We start from the raw sequence: 19,624 nt of genomic DNA, 5'->3' as shown, positions 1-19,624 counted from the left end.
ATAACCCCCTCATGGATGTCATTTGGGGGCATTTTGAAAAAAAAACAACTTTTTTGTCAAAACCACTTGTTGTCATTGACAAAATTTGTTATATTATAGTTATCGCTTGAGGTTACATACAATGGGAAAGACTACTAAACCAAGAAGACGCATTGCTATCACCTGTTCCTTCAGTTTGCCGCCTGAACTACGTCCACAGCTAGAATACATCCAGATGACCAGGGGCTTGTCTGAGTGGATTCAAGAGCAATTCTCCCAAATGGACGTGGACGATGTTCTAACCTCTCAATACAGCACAATCAAGGATATTGTTGACAAGCATCAACTATTTGTTCGGCGTCTGGGAATGAACGAACGGAAAGACCACCATAAATACGATTTTATTATCCATGGACTAGGTAAAACGAAAAATACCAGCATCGCCTTAGATATCGGCATAAAAAAAGGTTTCGTAGGTAATGCTCGTGAAGAGTATGGACTCGTTCTCGAAACCGTGAATGAAATCAAATCTCAGGGGTTCAATATTGAGTTATGTTAGCATTTAATTGTTAAAACCTATAGTCGATTGAAATAGACGACAAGGCCAGCCCAAGTCGTCTTTATTCAGGCAAAAATTTGTCATTGACAATGCATGTCAACAACAATTATAGAATAACCAATCAAAAAAAGTACGAAAAATGGGAATCTGAACATGAGAACCGTGAGACTTAAATTAAAAAGGAGCAAACCATGAAAAGAAAAATTACAGAAAAAGAAATAGAGGAAGCAGCAAGAAGTCTAACGATGGATAACTTTTTCTCGGCGGTAAAGGAAATCAGGGTTCTTGGCGTCCTCTTCTATGATGCTGAACATGACAAGTACTGGCGTGAACATGTAAACATCGAAGCACTTTCCGAGAATGACCCTGATTTAATTGACAAAGGCGATTCCCTTGAATCAATTCTTTACGGAGCATTCGAGACAATCAAGGAATGGAAGCGTCCAGAATGCGAAACGTGCGGTTTCTTCCGCCATGCATACCGTTACATGCAGAAAGACAATACATGGTGTGACATACATGACGCATGGAAACACCGTGCGCTCGTAGACTCTTTACAGTCATGGCTCCGTATACCTATGGAGGAAATACTTGTAACATGGGGTGTATCTCTCAGTGAATATGAAGCCATCAAATATGCTCAGGAACTTGACCAGAAAACTGTTATCAACTAAAGGAGAAACCGCAAAGAACAATCTTGAAAAACGCTTCCGCAACATCTTCTCCCGTATGGAAGGAATGGCCTATGATGGCCTTATTCCACACGAGGTCTTTGTGACCTAGGACTGTACATCAATCAAAAAGCGCCCCACAAGGGCTCAACCAAGGACTGTCCACAAGATAGCCCTATAGGGGACTCTTACCCAAACACACAAAAAAGGATATAAAATATGAGAACTGAACTAATGAACATTGGCTCTGAAGAACGCCTCACTTTTAAAGGTGTCTTTGAACGTTTCGGCATGAAACGTGGCTGGAAAGGGCGAACGGAAACAACAGTGTTGTTAACCGACATACGTGATACCGATGGCGATAAAATTACAGACCATCTATGGTTTAATCTAACAAAAGGATTTTGCCAGGCCAATCTTAAACAGGGTGACATCTTACAATTCGAAGCCAGAGTGAACACCTACTTAAAAGGATATCAAGGATATCGAACGGATGTCTATAAGCCTATCGAATTAGACGCCAAACTCTCAAGGCCAACGAAAATTAAAAAGGTTGGGTCTATTCACCAACCAGAATAAACCTAGTGAACCAAAAAACAAAAGGAAAAAACTATGAAAAACCAAGAAAAAATAGAACACATCGCCGAAACCTATTCAGAAGAATTTAGCCACGATATCGACCTCCAGAAAATAGCCGTTGTCAATGACGTGAAGAAAAAAATCATCAAAATACTATCCGACGAAGATGCTTGCGATGGACTCATAAGCGACGTACTATGCGAAGCACAATTCGGACCAATTTCAGCAACGGGAACCAAAAGAAATGCAATCCTAAATTGTGCAGGCTACCCAACGCTCGAACAATGCGATAACCCACGAATTTTTGTTGAAACAGTCAAGGATATGATTGAAGGTGTTAAAGACGTAAATGAATCCACCCTTGAAGATGCAATCCGTGATGGAATCGTTCATTCATGGACTTATGAATATTGCTGCTACGCAGAGAATTATTGGAATTTGGAGATGGATGATGCTGCTAAAGAAGAAGTAATCAAACTCGAACACATCGCCGAAATATATGCAGAAAAACTATTCCCAGAGATGATGCAGTTGATTGAGGACGAGACCAGAAAACGGTTTGAAGACCAACAAAAAAAATCCCATCGCAAAAAAAAACACTGCCGTACGAATCATCAAGGACGGTCCACGTGTGGATAAGGCAGTCGTTCTAAAGCGTTGAATCAACCAAAATCTACCCCAGCGGCAATATCCATGTGGATGTCCCTGTTGGGAAGGGTTTTCTCAATTTTACATCATAAACCAATATTTTTGTGAGTTTTCTACTTGCTTAAGTTTCGTCAAAAAGGTATATTGAGCTTCGAAAGAAAACTCTCTATGTAACTTTGCACCGCCCGTTCCACTTTGTGTGAACCACGGTTCCAAACCAAGTTTGCGAACACCGAGAGTCAATCTCGGTGTTTTTTTTGTTTGCAACGGGTTTGAAACAGGGTTTGAAACAAGGTTTGCAACCAGGCTCTAGCCCAGATTACAACAGGGTTTGAAGCGATTGTTAGAACCAAAGGGGCCTTCTTTTTGCAACGAGCTGGCAACGATGGTTCGGGATGACGTTGAAAACAAAGTTGCAAACGAAGGGTGCAAACCTGGTTGGAACGAACGATTACACATGTTGGAACGAAGGTTACAAAGGTACACGGCTTCGCCGCAGTAGACAGTAGACAGTAGACAGTAGACGGTAGGCAGTAGAAAGTTGGCAGGCATTACATACGAAATAGACGACAAGAACGTTGTCGAACAGATTCGTAACGACGCGATGAACGCCGCTAAGGAACTTGTGGAAAAGGCGCGCCTTACGGCGGGCAATATCGTAGTCATCGGTTGCAGCACGAGTTCCACGCTCGGAAACGACATCGGCAGCCACTCCGTGCCCGAAGTCGGCAAGGCCATTTTCGAAGGTTTGCAGTCCGTTTTCAAGCCGCTCGGCATCTACATCGCGGCGCAGTGCTGCGAGCACTTGAACCGAGCCATCATCGTCGAGCACAAGGCCGTACCGAACGCCGAAATCGTGAACGTGGTACCGCAACCCAAGGCCGGCGGCTCGTTCGCCACCGCCTGCTATAGCGCTTTTGAACAACCTGTCGCCATTGAACATATCAAGGCAGACGCCGGATTAGATATCGGCGGTACACTCATCGGCATGCACCTGAAAGAAGTCGCGGTACCTGTTCACATGCAGCTAACGCATATCGGCAAGGCAATCCTGATTGCAGCGCGCACGCGCCCGAAATTCATCGGCGGCGAACGCGCCCATTACGACGAGTCCCTCAAGGACGGCTACCCAAATTTTTAGCCTAGATAATCTATCTGAATTCCGGAGCGACAGTCATCACCATCTGGATTCCTTGGAGTCCGTGGAACCCGAACTGGATTCGGAAGAAATACATGTCCGGCCGCCGCACGCGAACACCGAAGCCCCAAGAATTCAAGAACCTTCCAAAAGACCAATCGTCAATCTCTTCGGAATAAAGAACATACTCGTCAAAGATAACGCCATCCACATAGCGATCTACAGGCCAGCGATATTCCGCACTTAGGCCCATTATATTTTTCGACATAAGGAAGGCTCCGTAGCCACGCAACGGATAGCGGGCGTTCAGGACCGGATACGCATTAAACGGAGCATTGCCTTCCTCCATCTCATGGATGGTAAGAAGCCTGTACTGCAGCGCAATCACACGGCGTTCAAACAGGTTTTCCTTCATGTTTTCAGGGTTCCATACGCGCGCCGCCTCGTCTAACGAAAAGTCCGTGTAGAACTTCCTGTTCTGGCGCCCTTCACTTGCCGACATCACGTACTGCCGAGCCTTGCCCAAATAGAAATAACGTTGTATTACGAATTCACCATTGATGTAGTCATGATTTGCTCCGTTATCTTCCATAACTTCGTCTTCGTAGTCCCCTTCTAGACCAAGTGAACGATAACGAACTCCACTATATTTTTTAACAATATTGTAATTGCCACTCAAAAGGATTCGGAAGCCCCTAGATGGAACATAAGGGAAATCCAGGTTGTTAAAAGTAAACGACAAGCCTAGCGGATATTGACCATGCTTCTGGTAAAGGCCCCTGTCCTGAATCCAGAAATCATCCCCGACATAGATTGTGTCTTCGGCAATATTAGGAACACTTGCGTCAATATACCTATACCCAAAATTAAAACGCATGGAAAGCGTTCTAGACGAATTCAAGGGGAAGCCGATATTTCCATCAATCTTGTAAGTGGAGTCTGGCTGCACATAAGGGTCCCACGAACTGGGCCTCGTAAACTTGGCATCGCGATTCAATTCCAGCGCATATTTCACCTCCCAAGAAAGCGGCGTCCCCCATATACCGCTCTTGCTGTAGTGCGTATCAAAAGAGATATCCCCGTTGGCGTAAAAATTTGAACTAAGGACATAGTAATCTTGACCCAGGATTACGTTGCGATGGCGATAGTTGAACCCGATTAGCGTCGACGAACCCGGTCTAAAATTGAATGCGGGATAAATAAAGATATTGCGGTTTTCACCAAACGTAATGAGGTCCTGGAACGTTTCAAAGACACCATTATCAAATGCGTAATGTAACGGCTGAGATACAGGCCAAATCGCCGCATTGAAAACTGGCTGGACCATGTTGTCAAAGAACCAAGAGAGCGGGTTAGAATCGTCTGTTGAGTCCGCCGCCACATTTTCCGTTTTATCGGCTTCTTCGGCAAAAACGGGCATAGCAGCATATACCGCCAGCGAGAGAACCAAGGGGCCCATCTTCAACATGCGCAAGAAGTCAAATTTGCCAAAAAAACAAAACATTTCCGATACAATTTATAATTATATTATTATCGATGTTTTCTTTTCTCGCAAAAACTATTCGACATCTATCGAGATTTCCCAAAGCCGTCATAGCATTAACGATTCTTTTCCTTTGTATCTGCCCGTATTTCATCTCGAACTTGAGATGGGAATTGCAGCTCCAGGACATCTTGGAAAAGGAAGACACGGTTAGCCAAGACCTTGAATCTATCGAGAAGTCTTTCGGCGGGCTCGGGAGCCTTACGGTCGTACTCCAGTCAGCAGATAGCCTCGCCAACTACACCTTGGCAAAGAACGTCGCGAACCAGCTCATGACGTACAAGGATCTCATCCATTTTGTCGAGTTCGAGACAGACATTAACTTCTACGAGAAATACAAGTTCTTCTACATCAACAACGACGACCTCGACACGATTATCAACCGGGTCGAGACGCTGCGTAGCACCCACATACTCAAGTACAACCCTCTTTTCGTTGATCTATCGGACTCCAACCACGCACAATCTGTAGCCCAGGACAGTTCCCAAGTACAAGGCGACACAGCAGCAAGCGCATTCGCAAACTTCCACTTGGAAGACATCGAACAAAAATACTTTGACAAACTCAAGCGCAGCCATTCCAACAGCGACGGAACCATACGCATCATCGACATTTACCCGACCCATTCAATAGCGGATCTCTATGCCAGCCGCGAACTTGTTTCCACAGTCAAACGCTGCATCGGGAACACGGTGGGTTCAAAGGGAATTGACGTGTACTACACGGGCAAGGTCTACGATGTCATCCAAACCGGGCGAGCCATTCTTCCCGAAGCAAAGAATGCGGGCAAGATCATGGCGGTTCTCATCCTGATTCTCCTTATCATCAATTTCCGCAAGCAACCGCAATTAATTCTCGTCTCGGCAATCCCCATCGCCATTCCGCTACTATTCGTACTCTCCATCGCCCAGATTCTCTACGGCCGAATCAACTTGTTCTCGCTCGCGCTCGTGCTGTTCCTGCCTGGGCTTGCCAGTCAAACCATCACGCACATCCTCACCCGTTATTTCAAGGAACGCGCCCACAACCTGAGTCCTGATCTCTGCATTGAGAGCGCCATCCTCGGAATTGGCCCTTCCACTGCGGCATCGGCACTGATGATGGCACTGATTTTTGCAGGGCTCTCGTTTATCCCGCTGGCGGGAATCAAAGAACTCGGTGTACTAGGAGCCATCGGAAGCCTCTTGAACTGGGGAATCTGCTCCACGCTCGTCGCTACACTTCTCCGTTTGCTCCAGAAAAAACGTCCCTTCAAAATTCCAAAATTCAATTTCAAATACAAGTACCGCTTCACGTTGGTGTCGTTCAAGACAAACTCCATCATGCTCATCGCCGTCATCGTCGTAAGCCTTGTCGCGCTGTTCTTTGGCGGGACAAGCCTTCGCGTGTTCTACGATTTCAGCCGGACCGAACTGCAACACAAGAAATCCATAGCCGATTCACTCGTCACGCAGACAGAATTCCCGCAGTACGACCCCATCATCGTACAGCTCCCCAACGCCATAGCAGGCGACTCGCTGGTAAACAATTTCCAACGGCTCAAGAAAAAGGGCCTCGCAAAAACCATCGACAAGATTCTCACCCTTTCACAGATTTCTCCGACTTTGCAACCCGAAAAGCGGAAAAAATTGGAAAAGCTGGAATCGATGATTTCGGACAACATCGTCATCGAGAATCTCGCTCCATCAGAAAAGACGACAATCCAGCGCATAGTCCAAAGCCTCAACGTACAATCCTTTGAAGAGACAGAATTCACGCAAGCTCTGCGTCAGAAATTCAGCGACACCGAAGGGAACCTTGGCGTATTCGCATTCATCTTCCCCAACATCGACCCCAACAACGGCCTGGAATGCCGCCGTCTTGTAAAGGACCTCAAGAATTTTGATGGTGTCATCGATGGTTCCCTGAAAATGAGCGGCACGCCGATTCTCCGAGCGACGATTTTAGACAAGATTTTCCCAAACCTGTACAAGTCCATTATCTTCGGCAGCATCATCGTGTGCTTCTTGCTCCTGGTATTCTACAACAACTTAAGCCGAGCGACATTCACGGTCCTCCCCTCATGCTTTGCCATGAGCTGGCTTCTCATTGCCCTCAAGTTCTTGAACATCGAGATTTCCATATACAGCGCCATCGCCTTCGTGTTCCTCATCGGCGCAAGCGTCGACGGTTCACTGCAACTCTGGGCCTCATTCTACGAGAAACAAGGCGGCACTGCACTTATCGTACTCCAGCGCAAGTTCACAGGAATCGTGATTTCTCAGATGGCATGCCTCGTGGGAACCTACGGGCTTCTCATCTCTTCGCACCCAGGGCTCCGGAGCATTGGAGTTCTCTCGCTTATCGGGCTTCTCTGCATTTTCGCAGCCCAGCTCACCATATTCCCGCTAATTGCCGGAGCACTTGACAATTACAGAATTCGCAAGAAAAAAAAGATTTATGACAAAGCCCATTTCCACTAGAACGCAAAACATAGCCGCCTCCCTCACCGTCGCCATCGACACGATGGCAAAACAAATGATCGCCGATGGCAAGGACGTCGTAAGCCTAGGTGCCGGGGAACCGGACTTCCCGACACCGGAACCTATCCGCGAAGCCGCATGCAAGGCCATAAACGACGGCAAGACACGCTATACCGCCCCCGTGGGCATTCTCGAAGTCCGCGAAGCCGTGGCAAACAAGCTCCGCACCGAAAACGCCATTGAATACGAACCGTCGCAAATCATCATGACTAGCGGTGCAAAGCACGCCATATTCAACGCGCTCGCAGCACTCATCAACCCAGGCGACGAAATCATCATTCCCTCCCCTTACTGGGTCACCTACCCCGAACTTGTCAAATGGCTCGGTGGTACCCCCGTCATCGTAAACACGACTATCGAAAGCGGGTTCAAACTCAGTCCCGAGGCCCTGCGCAACGCCTGCACCGGCAAGACCAAGGCCATCATCCTGAACAATCCGTGTAACCCGACCGGAGCCACGTACACAAAGCAGGAACTGGCTGGGCTCGCCGAAGTCATCGTTGAAAAAGACATCTACTGCATCTCGGACGAAGTGTACGAATACTTTGTCTACAACACAGAATTTTGCTCCGCCGCCGCATTCCCCGGCATGCCGGAACGCACCATCGTCGTGAACGGTTTTTCCAAGTCGCACTGCATGACCGGCTGGCGCATTGGCTACGACGCGGCACCCGCCCCCATCGCGAAGATTATCGGAAAAATCCAAGGACAGGCGACGCACCATCCGAGCAACGTCGCGCAGTACGCGGCACTAGGCGCACTGCAGATGAACAAGAGCCACGTAAACGAAATGCTCGCCGCCTTCAAGCGCCGCAGGGACTACATGGTCTCTCAGGTCAGCGAAATCGTGCCCGAACCGGTACGCCCCCCGGAGGGCGCATTCTACCTGTTCGCCCCCGTGAGCGCGTTCTACGGCAAGTCCACAGCGAGTGGCAAGGTTATCGGCGGTTCCGTCGAACTCTGCTCCTATCTCCTCGAATCCGAGGGGCTCGCCATCGTGCCCGGCGCAGCATTCGGCGACGACAACTGTGTCCGTTTCTCCTATGCGGCTAGCGACAGCACACTGCAACAGGCTTGCGAAAGATTCAAACGCGGACTGCAATCCCTGAAATAGCACGGAGCGCACATGACCGAAGCGTTCCAGATTGCATACCCGGATCCGGAAGTCCCGTTCACCATCGGGCGCAAGCAGGAAAATTCCCTGTGCATCCAGGATATGCTCGTCTCGCGCCAGCATGCCGTCATTGAATACTGCGAAGGCAAATGGTTCCTCAAGAACCTCACGCAGAATAGCATCACCGAACTGAACGACGCCCCGATTGACGAGGCCGAAATCAACGACGGCGACGTCATCCACATCGGGCCGCACCAGCTCCGCGCCATCATGAAGGACGGGCGTCTTTCGCTCATCGTGCTGGAACTGAACGATATCCCGTTGCAAGCACAACTCTCGGAAAATTGGGAAACGGTCCCTCTCGGCGAGAGCGAGAACCGTTTTGAAAAGACGAAGGTGCGCGTAGCAGACAGCAAAGGGGAACTCCTCCTGCCCCACTCCGTCACCGACGAGTCTGGAAAAAGGCTCAAGCGCATTACGCTCAAGAACGGCGAACATGTGCGTTTTCCCTGGAGCGACATCTCGTACAGGGATGGAATACTTTATTCACAAAAAGCGCCCGTTGGCTACGATGTTCACGTGAAGGACCTCGAAGTCCGCGCCGGCAAAAAGACACTGCTCAAGGATATCAACTTCGATTTACCCGCCGGTGAAATTCTCGCCATCATCGGGCAATCCGGACAAGGGAAGTCAACACTGCTCCGCCTGCTCGAAGGCTTGCATCGGGCACAAAAGGGCTCGGAAGTGCGTATCGGCGGAATTGACTACAGGAATAAAGACGTAAGGCAGAGGATTGCGATACTCCCGCAAGACCCGGAACTCCGCAAAGACCTGACCGTCCGCGAGACGCTCGTAAACGGGGGACGCGTTTCGATGGACAAGAAGGATTTCCGAGAAAAGGCCCAAGGGCGGCTCGAAAAGTTCGCAGAACTTTTCGGGCTGAGCGCGCGACTCGATAACCGTGTCGCGACGCTCAGCGGCGGCGAGACCCGCCGCGCCGCCCTCGCCCAGGAACTCATGGGAACCCCGGGGCTTATCCTGCTCGACGAGCCACTTTCCGGCCTTGATCCCTACAACTCCAAGATTCTCTGCAACCACCTCAAGCAACTCGCGTTCCTCGGCCACACCGTCATCCTCACGACACACAGCTACGAGGCGTTGCGCATCGCGAACAAGGTCCTGCTTTTGCACAGGGGCCGTCAGGGATTCTTCGGCACCACGCAAGGCGCTTTCCAATATTTCAAGACAAACGATGCCGAAGAAATTTTGAACAACCTGGACGACGAAACAAACGATCGCTGGGAAAAATCCGGGACAAAACTTTCAAGCGCCGAAGCCACGCACTACTCGCATTACTACTTCCCGCGCACCAAACGCCCCGCCTCATTCTTCTACACGCTCGGGCTTTCTGCCAAGCAGTGGGCCCGCGACAAAGGTAAGCTCGCAGCAATGCTCTTGCAGCCGGTCATCATCGGGTTCCTGCTTTCGCAAATTTTCTCCAAGCAGACCCCGCTCGGGATTGCCGCCTTCGCGCTCATCCTTTGTGCCAACTGGTTCGCTCTTTCGCTTTCTATCCGCGAAATTGTCCAAGAAAAGAAGATTCTTGCCAGTGAATTCCGCAAAGGTTCCGGCATTTTCGCAGTCGTTTCTGCCAAGATGGGGCTCCCTTTTATCGCAGCACTCCTGCAAATCGGCATAACCTACGCATGTTGTGCATTCCGGCTCGCAACGCAACCCTCCGTGGCGCTCGTGACCGCTGCATTCGCTTGTACCGTCGCCCCTGCGGTCGCTATCGGCATCATGGTGAGTTCCCTCGCCAAAAACGCTGGGCAAGCGAACGCATTCCTCCCCCTTCTCATCATTCCACAAGTGGCACTCGCCGGAGCACTCGTCCCTCTCGACCAAATGCAACAAATCGGCAGGGCTCTTTCTGCCGTCATCTGGTCGCGCTACAACCAGGCATCCCTACTCAACGTGTTTCTCGAACGCAAAGACGACATCCTGAACATCGTCGCGCCACTCGCCTTGGCCGCGGGTTTTTATATTATAGCCATACTGATTCTCACTTACTCTAAGAGAGCGAAATGAAAGCATCTGCACAGGACGGAAAAGCACCCCGTCCGTTCAACGAGAACTACGACATCCTCGACACGCTCGGCAAGGGCGGCATGGGCTGCGTCTATAAGGCGCTCGACAAAAAGCTGAAACGCGAAGTCGCGCTCAAGGTTTTGGACAAGTCCTCCGACAACGAAGCCATCCAGCGTTTCTACCTCGAAGCCCAGGCCATGAAGGAGATGGACCACCAGAACGTCGTCCATGTGTTCGATTTCGGAGAACAGAACGGACAGTTGTTCATCGCGATGACCTACGTCAAGGGAATTTCGCTCGCCGACATTCTCGAAAAGCAGAACAAGCTCCCGTTTGAAGCCATTGAAATCATCATCAAGCAGATTGCAAGAGGTCTGCTCTACGCGCACTCCAAGAACATCATCCACCGCGACGTGAAACCCTCGAACATCATGATTACGCACGACAACCGCGTGTACATCATGGATTTCGGCATCTCGTACATCCAAGAGATGGAAAAGGAACACCTCACCAAGACGGGCATGACGATGGGAACGCCGGAGTACATGAGCCCAGAGCAGTGCCACGGCGACGAAGTCACCATCCAGTCCGACATTTACAGCATGGGCGTTATCTTGTACGAAATGACATGTGGCAAGTTGCCCTTCAACGGGAATCGCCCCATCGAAATCGCGCTCAAGCACGTGCAGGAACTGCCCCCCGACCCGCGACAGTTCCGGCCCGACATGCCGCCGGGACTTGCCGAACTCATTCTCAAGTGCCTCAAGAAAAAGCTCAACGAACGTTTCCACGACATGCAGGAATTTCTGGATGCCTGCGATTTGGTATTCCCGCAAAAAGACGGTTCCACATCGGCATTTCCGAAAAAGCAGTCACTTTTACGCTTCGGCAAGCGTTCATTCGCCGACGCGGCCACGAGATTCCCTTCGCAAGCGAACAAGATTCGCCTCAAGCTCACAGCCATTGCGCTCTCGCTGTTCCCGCTTATCATCATCCTCCTTGTGCTGCTCATGTTCACGCACAAGCCAAGCAACATGATGCAGCAACTCGAATGGTCGGAGGCTCTCGGCAACTTCGAGCAAACTAGCATGGAAGGCGACGAGACCAAAGGTTACCCACTTTCGAACTTAGAAGACGGCGACCTGCGCACCGCATGGCTCTACACCATGCCGCAAAAACCGCAAAACCCGATTCTCACGCTGTTCTTTGACAGCCCCGTACTCGTCACCCATTTCGGCATCGCAACCGGTTACCAGAAATCCGTCGATGACCCGTACGGCGACCGCTTCCGCATATTCAAAAAACCACGAACGCTCACCATCGAAACAAACAACGGATTCAAGCAGAAAATCAAACTTGAAAATATCAAAGGCGTGCAATACCCGAACATTCAGGCTATAGAGACAAGCGAAATCAAGGTCTATCTCGATGACGTATTCGAAGCCGAAAGCAACGACTTCGCTATCTCGGAAATCCGGCTGTTCGGCATGGAACTGTAATGTAAACCGGGCGCAAAGCGCTCACGACAATCTTATTGAGGAACGTGCGAAATCCGCACGTTCCTTCTTTTTAAAAAGGAGGACACATGAACTACTCGACGTACAGCGCACAATATGGCGCAAACGGGACAACAACAGGCAAGCAGCAGAACAAGCCCAAAGGCAATTACATCGAAACGCTTGCTGCAGAACACCTGAAGCGCGAAGGCTACGAAATCCTCGCCCGCAACTACGCCTACCGCGGCGGAGAGCTCGACATCGTTGCCCGCGAAGGGGAAACCATCGTCTTCGTCGAAGTCAAATCAGTCTGGAACAACCAGCAAGGGAACCCAGCAGCGAGAGTGAACGCCAAGAAGCAATACAAAATATGGCAGACGGCATGTCATTTTTTGTACACGCGCAAAGACGTCGCCCCCAAAGGATTCGATCAGCCCTGCCGCTTCGATGTCTTGAGCACGAGAGCCTACCATCGACCATTGCAGTTCGAACACTTCAAAAACGCATTCGAATGCTCGCAAGTCATCCCGAAGTGCTAGTGGCGAACCCTAGGGTTTTCACCATCTTTTTGCTACATTTCCAGCATGCGATTTGAAGTACATCCAGACAACCCGCAAGCCCGCATCGTCAAGCTTGCCGCAGCAGCGCTCGAAGACGATGCCCTTGTCCTCTACCCGACCGAGTCTGGCTACGCCATTGGGTGCAGCGCGGAATCCCCGAAGGCAATCCACAAGCTTTATGCCCTCAAAAAGCCGATGAAGAAGTTCTTCATGGCGCTCATCGTCCCCGACATCCGTGCAGCGACGGACTACGCCCGCATCGACAACTTCGCATTCAACATCATGAAGCCCCGCGTCCCGGGCCCGTACACGTTCATCTTGCCGGCGGCCCCGCACATCGCAAGGCGGCTCGACGTCAAGCGCCCCGAAATCGGCATCCGTATGCCCACGCACCCCTTCTTCAAAGAACTATTCCAGCACTTTGACAAGCCCATCCTGAGCACAGCAGCAAAGCTAAGCGAGGAGGACATCTACGAAGTAGACGAACTCTGGAAGACTTTCCAACATTCCGTCGACATGATGGTGGACTGCGGCAATATCGAAATCAACCCGACGAATATCGTGAGCCTCGTCAACGGCGACATCGAAGTGCTCCGCGGAGAACTGCAATAAAAACTCTTTCGTGGTTGCCCCGTTTTCTTATTCAAGGTCTTTCCAGTTATCATAGGATGCAAAGACTAAGACTTTTCTCTCGTATAGTCTCTTTCTTACCATTACCGATTCAATATGGCCATCATTAGGATACATAAACGACACGAAAAGCGTTACGTCAACAGCCTTGACCTCTTTGGGAATTAATGGCCACCGCATTGTTTCTCGAGATTTAGAATTAACTATGGAAAAATATTTGGCATCATGACGCACAGGAGGTGGGTGTTTATATCTCCAAATTGGTTTTTCAGCATGACTAAAGCTACTATCTTCGTTTATACGCTTATACACACGTTCCCCGAACTCCAAGTATAACGAATCAAAATGTACCGCTACATTTTTTAAAGAATCTTCATCCAGATACTTTCCATCTATCACGAGCATAACTTCACAAGAGGCTGAATCCGATCTTGAACAATAATCCTTACTATGGATCCAAAAATATGCCACCCAATTATCGATGACCGGAGTCTGTCTATCCCCTTCATCCGCACCAAAACTTCTATTTAAACAAGGGAAAAAACACCCCGAAAGAAGCAGGATTGCACATAGCAGAAATATCCTTTTTTTTATCAAAAGATTTCCCATCATGTCATAATATATACAAAATTGCTAGAAAGCGTACATTTGTACGCATTGGAGGCTAAAGCTTAGCGATTTCTTCTATGGTGAAGCCGAAAACCTTCACCATGACGTTATGGTCCCATTTTTCGTGATACACTTTCTGGTAAGCCTCGAATTCTTCTTTACTGAATTTAGACACTTTTGAACTTTCCGTCAAGTACTTGAACAATTCCGTTTGGAACGTCCAAAAAAATAGGGTTTCTTATGATTAATTAAAAAACTCACCTAAGTTTAGAACAATATCCAGATGGCAATCCAGAATACCATCAGGCAGAATTCCATTTCTTTCGAAATCCGGGAAAGCAGCGTACTGCAGCAACACAGCAGGAATATAGCCAGAGAGCGGGCCCACGCGAATTCGATACCACGGTAGGCAAGCGCAATGCCGCCGAACAGTTCCACCCAGAGCCAAAACGCCTGCGCCATTACTAGATAACGCCTGCGGTAGCGCGGCAACGACGTGGTCGAGAAACATAGGCACAGAGCAAGCATGCGCAGCGGATAGTGTTCAATCTGCGGATCGTCCGGCGAACCTACAAGTAAAGTAAACACACACGAAATGCAGAAGAACCCAAACAGCAACAGACCTTCTTTAAGAATGTGCATTTTTCCGCGCCACAGGAAAAATGCCTGGGCCAAGGCCATCACACACGCAAGGGAAGACATCAAGGGAGTCATTCGTCACCTCCCTCGTTCCGTGTAGTATTGTCTGCTGCGGGAGTTTCCGCAAGCAGTCGCATGTAACGAATCAAGCCACGAGCCATCTGCGGGCTGATTCGCCCCGCATAGGGATTCATGTTCGTTCTGCCATTTAGGATAACATTTACCAATGAATCTTCCCCGAGGGCATCTATGCGGGAAACGTCCAAATTCTGCGGGACCGGATAGTATTCACGGACAAACTTTTCGTTCAGGCGTCCATCGGTACCATGGCACCCAGCGCAACGCGCCTCGAACACAGCCTTCGTGTGGATTACAGCCACAGAATCCAATGTGGATGTAGAATCGGGCAAAGTTCCAACGTCAAGCATATCCCCCGTGCTGCTGACCACAGCACCCGACGGAACCGACGTTACACCCCCGTAAACCATTCCAGCTAAGACTCCCAAGAGAGCAGCCAACGCAACCATCACAGCACCGCCGACTTTGCCGATGTGCATCACCAGCGGACGCAGGCAAAGTACGATTCCGGCCACGGTCGTAATGATGGGGCATGTCAGTGGAACAAGATTCACATCCGAGAATGCGATACCGTTCTCTTCCAAGCAACCGACGACCCAAACCAAGAACAATGTACATGCGATAATCCCCAGCAAGAGCGGGAACCGCAACATTCTGAATTCGGGAGTTGTCAGCGGAGCAAAATAGGAGAACCGGCCCGTCGCAGGGCGTTTCGGCACGGTGTCTTCCACTTCACCCATCAAGACTTCTTCGCCCTCAATAACGCGGGAAAGCTTGAGACGCGCCACCAAGAAAATCACACCGAACAGGCCGAAGCCAAAACAAATCAACCCTAGGTCGACCCAACCGAACCCCACCACGCCCGACGGGAAGACGAGGAAAACGCGTTCAAGGAGCAACCCGACAATGATAGAAGACGAGACCAAAACACGGCCCAACGTCGACTCGCGAACAACAGAGACGAACATGAGTTGCGGGAGCAAGACCGCGAATACGAGCACCGTGACGCTCAAGTTGCCCTTCAAAGCAAAGTCCCACAGCAGGAACGCACCCAAGAACCACGAGCCCACCAGCATGAGCTTTTCCAGTTGGCGCATCCGGTAGCCCTCGGCACAGAGCATGATGTTCACCATCGCAAGCCCCGAGAACACGGCCCCTACGATAAAGTAAATGGGGAAAAATGCACCGCGCCACGCCGGGACAAACGTTGCCGCGAAATCAAGGCTCACAATCGTATGCACCCAGAGGACCATGGGGAAAAGGAGCCAAGCCAAGGGACGGTGAATCGAGGCCGCTACAGCCGACTTGTCCGCAAGCACATGGACAACTAGATAGACAACGGATAAGAGCCCGTAAGCCAGAATGCAGCAGAAATCCCATACCAGCGGGGAGCACACGTTGGCCATGCTCCCGCGGGATTCCATGTACGGGGCAACCATGTAAAAATTCTGGATGACACCGAGGTGCATCAACGGGAAGATGACCGCCACGACTAACGCGCACAGCGTCGCAAGTTCGGCGAGAATGGATGTGCGACGTTCCATCTTGACATCGAGAACGAGGAAAATTGCCGAAATCAGCGTTCCCGCGTGGGCAAGGCCAATCCAGAACACAAACAAACTTATGGGCATGCCCCAGAACACGCCGGAATCCACGGACCACGCCGCAGGCCCCTGCCACAGCGAATACCCCATGGACACAAGCCCCGGGGCAAGCAGGCAGAGGAAGACGATGAAGAGGATGCGGACCACTACTTACCCCCCATCATGTAGACAATCGAGGGATCAAAGCCCGCAAGGTCTGCCGGAGCGTACAAGTCGCGGCGGCGCGCCACCTTCACGAGTGGAGAATCCGGGTCGAGCCAGTTGCCGAATACGATGGCTTTCTTGGGGCAGGCCTCGGCACAAGCCGTATTCACGCCACGACCACGCCAGACACCACCAGCCGCCTTGACTTCCAGGCGGTCGTCTTGCAACCTGTGCAAGCAGAGCGAACATTTTTCCATGACGCCCTTACTGCGAACGGGTACCTTGTCGTTGAACTTCAGCGAAAGCCCCTGCTGCACAGCATCGTTAAAATTGAACTTGCGCGCATGCTCCGGGCAGTTCGCGCCACAGTAACGGCTCCCGGTGCAGCGCTTGTACATCATGGCACTCAAGCCGTCGGGCGTATGGTTCGCCGCCCCCGTCGGGCAAGCCCGTTCACAAGGGGCATTCCCGCAATGGGCACACATGAACGGCACTCCGCCGCGCATCTCTATCCAGTGCATGAACCGTCCCTTCGCGGCCTCGTCTTCGGTCACTAGCGGGATGTTGTTTTCTTGGATGCAAGCCAAAATGCACTTGCCGCATCCGTCGCAGGCATCAAGGTCAATAGCCATCCCAAATCGGTTTTCTAACGACGCTCCCGGAGTTTTCAGGCGGCCGGGCATCGGAACGCGCACCAGTTCCATCCTTCGCGAAGGCTTCGACATGGCACGCCGGACCTCGGCCTCGAACATCTTGAGCGAGGGCAGATCCTTCTTCGCGGCATCACCCACAAAGGGCAGCTTGCGACAACCGCCGAGCATCGAGCCCACGGCCAGCAAGGAACACCACTTGATAAATTCACGCCGATCCATTCCCATAATCCCTACCGATGACACGCCGCGCAATACACCGCAGCCTTAAAATTCTTGTCCTTGAAAGTCTTTCCGCGGTGGCAGTCCAAGCAGGTCCGCATGTCAAAGCGCTCTCCCCCGTAAACGTCCGCCCCATAGCCGGTGCCGTGGCAATCTGCACAGGCCACACCGGCGCTATGGTGGACACCGTGGTGGAACACCACGTGTTCGGGCAAAGAGGACTTCTTCGACCAGGGATGTTCCGGAGCCTTCGCCAAGGCCGAATCAAGCGCCTCGATACCGGCGCTCTCGGTAAGCGGCAACCGGTGGCAGTCCATACATTCCGCCTTGGAGGGCAGATACGCCCTAGCAGCGGCATAAGCGCCCGTATGGCAGGCGCTGCACGAGAGCCCGATGGAATCCCCGTGCATCGCGTGCATAAAAGGTACGGCGGAACCGTCACCGCGACGCGTCGGTTCCGCGACGCGGTTCATCAACAAATCCGCGAGGAAAAAGGCACACATAAGCGCAACGAGGGCAACAAGGGACCACTTCATGGCGCCATCCCTATTTCGGCCTCCCCGGATCGTCCGGGTTCTTGAGGATGTACAAAAGCCAGGCGGTCATCATCTTCGCCTGCTCCTCCGTCAGCGGAGTAATTTCCATCGCGGGCCATTCGTCCGGATGCTGCGGAGTCGGGTGTTTAAGGTATTCGACCATCGCGGCGGGGTCGCTGGCATAGTGCTGCACATTGTCGCGCATGGGCGGGGCTGCGAACTTGCGCGCCCACCGGTGACACCCCTTGCACTCGTTATTGAAGAACTCGGATGCGCTGGACTTGAGTTCCGGCGTCACGTCGGGCAGCACGAACACGTCCACGGCAAAAATCCCGCAGGCGAGCAGGAGAACCAGCCAGTATGTCCTTGATACCTTTGTCAAAGAAATTCCCTTGAAAACTCGGATACTATGTAAATATATTTATATTTTTAACAAAGAAACACACAAGAGAGAGAGCCGTATGGAATGGACCGATTTTACAAGCTTGACTAGGGAGCAGATGCTCCCCATCTGGGACTTTTACTGCAAAGACCCGTTTGACGTGCTGGGCATCCACCCGCTCGAGACGGATCGGGGTATCAAGACCGCCATACGCACGTACCAGCCGCAAGCGAGATTCGTCCGCGGTGAATCCATCGACGGCGAAATCGAGTTCGATTTCGTCAAGCTCGGCGACACCGGGTTCTTCGAGGCCATCCTCGACATCGAATTCAAGCCTTTCTTCTACAACCTCGTCATCAAGCAGGACGACGGCAACGAGTACAAGCTCACCGACCCGTACGCATTCCAGCCGGTCCTCTCCGAATTCGACAGGCACCTCATCGCCACGGGCACGCACTACGAACTCTACCGCAAACTCGGCGCGAACCTCGTAGAACACCAGGGTTTCAAGGGCGTGCAGTTCGCCGTATGGGCCCCCAACGCCAAGGCCGTTTCTGTCGTCGGCAGTTTCAACAGCTGGGACGGACGTCGCCACCAGATGCGCATGCTCGGCAGTTCCGGCATCTGGGAAATCTTCATCCCGAACCTCGGCGAAGGCGAACTCTACCGCTTCGAAGTCCACGGCGCCGACGGAAACCTCCACGTGAAAGTGGACCCGCTCGCGAAACTCAGCGAAGTCCGCCCGGCAACCGCCTCCATCACCACGCACCTCGACGGCTACGAATGGGGCGACGACCTTTACATGAAGACTCACTGGGCAACCAAGGTTTTCGGCTCGCCCATGAACATCTACGAAGTCCACGCCGGTTCCTGGCGCCGCGACCCGGCCAACCCCGACCGTTTCCTCAACTGGGACGAACTCTCCGAAAGGCTCATCCCCTACCTCAAAGAAATGGGCTACACCCACGTAGAATTCCTGCCGCTCGCCGAACACCCGCTCGACGAATCCTGGGGCTACCAGGTGACGGGCTACTATTCCCCCACCAGCCGCTACGGCACCCCCGACCAGTTCAGGCATTTCGTGGACCTGTGCCACCAGGCCGAAATCGGCGTGATTCTCGACTGGGTCCCCGCGCATTTCCCCAAGGATGCGCACGCACTCGGCCGCTTTGACGGCACCGCCTGCTACGAGCACGCCGACCCGCGCCAGGGCGAACACCCGCACTGGGGCAC

General features: G+C 51.5%; 19 protein-coding genes. 12 read left to right on the top strand and 7 right to left on the bottom strand.

The window, feature by feature from the left end:
• Window positions 1-121 precede the first annotated feature (121 nt).
• The 5 genes from Q0Y46_RS09895 (at window position 122) to Q0Y46_RS09875 (ending at window position 3,577) form a co-directional block, all read left to right on the top strand.
• A complete protein-coding gene (locus tag Q0Y46_RS09895; RefSeq protein ID WP_297947050.1) occupies window positions 122-538 on the top strand; it encodes a hypothetical protein in 417 nt (138 codons plus the stop codon).
• 191 nt (window positions 539-729) lie between these two features.
• A complete protein-coding gene (locus Q0Y46_RS09890) occupies window positions 730-1,212 on the top strand; it encodes a hypothetical protein (RefSeq protein ID WP_297947048.1) in 483 nt (160 codons plus the stop codon).
• Window positions 1,213-1,428: 216 nt separating this feature from the next.
• Window positions 1,429-1,788, top strand: a complete 360-nt coding sequence (locus Q0Y46_RS09885; RefSeq protein WP_297947046.1) for a hypothetical protein — start codon at window positions 1,429-1,431, stop codon at window positions 1,786-1,788.
• A 33-nt stretch (window positions 1,789-1,821) separates the two neighbouring features.
• Window positions 1,822-2,427, top strand: a complete 606-nt coding sequence (locus Q0Y46_RS09880) for a hypothetical protein (protein WP_297947044.1) — start codon at window positions 1,822-1,824, stop codon at window positions 2,425-2,427.
• Window positions 2,428-3,040: 613 nt separating this feature from the next.
• A complete protein-coding gene (locus Q0Y46_RS09875) occupies window positions 3,041-3,577 on the top strand; it encodes a TIGR01440 family protein (RefSeq protein ID WP_366522516.1) in 537 nt (178 codons plus the stop codon).
• Between the two features lie 10 nt (window positions 3,578-3,587).
• On the opposite strand, the gene Q0Y46_RS09870 is transcribed toward Q0Y46_RS09875, so the two are convergent.
• On the bottom strand, window positions 3,588-5,078 hold the full coding sequence (locus Q0Y46_RS09870; RefSeq protein WP_297947040.1) for a BamA/TamA family outer membrane protein: 1,491 nt from the start codon (window positions 5,076-5,078) through the stop codon (window positions 3,588-3,590).
• 140 nt (window positions 5,079-5,218) lie between these two features.
• Between Q0Y46_RS09870 and Q0Y46_RS09865 the strand changes: the two genes are divergently transcribed.
• The 6 genes from Q0Y46_RS09865 (at window position 5,219) to Q0Y46_RS09840 (ending at window position 13,509) form a co-directional block, all read left to right on the top strand.
• Complete coding sequence (locus tag Q0Y46_RS09865) at window positions 5,219-7,579, top strand: MMPL family transporter (protein ID WP_297947038.1); 2,361 nt, start codon at window positions 5,219-5,221, stop codon at window positions 7,577-7,579.
• Window positions 7,557-8,753 carry a pyridoxal phosphate-dependent aminotransferase gene (locus tag Q0Y46_RS09860; protein ID WP_297947036.1) on the top strand — a complete coding sequence of 399 codons (1,197 nt, stop codon included), beginning with the start codon at window positions 7,557-7,559 and terminating at the stop codon, window positions 8,751-8,753. Before Q0Y46_RS09865 ends, Q0Y46_RS09860 begins: the two co-directional genes overlap by 23 nt.
• A 12-nt stretch (window positions 8,754-8,765) precedes the next feature.
• Window positions 8,766-10,841 (top strand): ATP-binding cassette domain-containing protein, encoded by a 2,076-nt coding sequence (locus Q0Y46_RS09855; protein WP_297947034.1) that lies wholly within the window; start codon window positions 8,766-8,768, stop codon window positions 10,839-10,841.
• Window positions 10,838-12,340, top strand: coding sequence for a serine/threonine-protein kinase (locus tag Q0Y46_RS09850; protein WP_297947032.1), 1,503 nt, complete (start codon window positions 10,838-10,840; stop codon window positions 12,338-12,340). The genes Q0Y46_RS09855 and Q0Y46_RS09850 overlap by 4 nt, the downstream gene beginning before the upstream one ends.
• Window positions 12,341-12,426: 86 nt before the next feature.
• Window positions 12,427-12,876 carry a YraN family protein gene (locus tag Q0Y46_RS09845; RefSeq protein ID WP_297947030.1) on the top strand — a complete coding sequence of 150 codons (450 nt, stop codon included), beginning with the start codon at window positions 12,427-12,429 and terminating at the stop codon, window positions 12,874-12,876.
• A 45-nt stretch (window positions 12,877-12,921) separates the two neighbouring features.
• Complete coding sequence (locus Q0Y46_RS09840; RefSeq protein WP_297947028.1) at window positions 12,922-13,509, top strand: L-threonylcarbamoyladenylate synthase; 588 nt, start codon at window positions 12,922-12,924, stop codon at window positions 13,507-13,509.
• Between the two features lie 27 nt (window positions 13,510-13,536).
• On the opposite strand, the gene Q0Y46_RS09835 is transcribed toward Q0Y46_RS09840, so the two are convergent.
• The 6 genes from Q0Y46_RS09835 to Q0Y46_RS09810 form a co-directional block, all read right to left on the bottom strand.
• Window positions 13,537-14,139, bottom strand: coding sequence for a hypothetical protein (locus Q0Y46_RS09835; protein WP_297947026.1), 603 nt, complete (start codon window positions 14,137-14,139; stop codon window positions 13,537-13,539).
• Window positions 14,140-14,403: 264 nt separating this feature from the next.
• A complete protein-coding gene (locus Q0Y46_RS09830; RefSeq protein WP_297947024.1) occupies window positions 14,404-14,850 on the bottom strand; it encodes a hypothetical protein in 447 nt (148 codons plus the stop codon).
• Window positions 14,847-16,604: a c-type cytochrome gene (locus tag Q0Y46_RS09825; protein ID WP_297947022.1), complete on the bottom strand. Its 1,758-nt coding sequence runs from the start codon at window positions 16,602-16,604 to the stop codon at window positions 14,847-14,849. The genes Q0Y46_RS09830 and Q0Y46_RS09825 overlap by 4 nt, the downstream gene beginning before the upstream one ends.
• Window positions 16,604-17,473, bottom strand: coding sequence for a 4Fe-4S dicluster domain-containing protein (locus Q0Y46_RS09820; protein WP_297947020.1), 870 nt, complete (start codon window positions 17,471-17,473; stop codon window positions 16,604-16,606). Before Q0Y46_RS09820 ends, Q0Y46_RS09825 begins: the two co-directional genes overlap by 1 nt.
• 11 nt (window positions 17,474-17,484) lie before the next feature.
• Window positions 17,485-18,009, bottom strand: coding sequence for a cytochrome c3 family protein (locus Q0Y46_RS09815; protein WP_297947018.1), 525 nt, complete (start codon window positions 18,007-18,009; stop codon window positions 17,485-17,487).
• A gap of 10 nt (window positions 18,010-18,019) precedes the next feature.
• Window positions 18,020-18,391, bottom strand: coding sequence for a c-type cytochrome (locus Q0Y46_RS09810; protein WP_295684372.1), 372 nt, complete (start codon window positions 18,389-18,391; stop codon window positions 18,020-18,022).
• 79 nt (window positions 18,392-18,470) lie between these two features.
• On the opposite strand from Q0Y46_RS09810, the gene Q0Y46_RS09805 reads away from it, so the two are divergent.
• On the top strand, window positions 18,471-19,624 hold a 1,154-nt coding region (locus tag Q0Y46_RS09805), incomplete at its 3' end, for an alpha-amylase family glycosyl hydrolase (RefSeq protein ID WP_297947015.1).

It is taken from the genome of uncultured Fibrobacter sp. (assembly GCF_947305105.1).
Lineage (GTDB): Bacteria > Fibrobacterota > Fibrobacteria > Fibrobacterales > Fibrobacteraceae > Fibrobacter.
The sequence above is the reverse complement of the archived record's forward strand: the minus strand, read 5'-3'. Positions and strand labels throughout refer to the sequence as shown.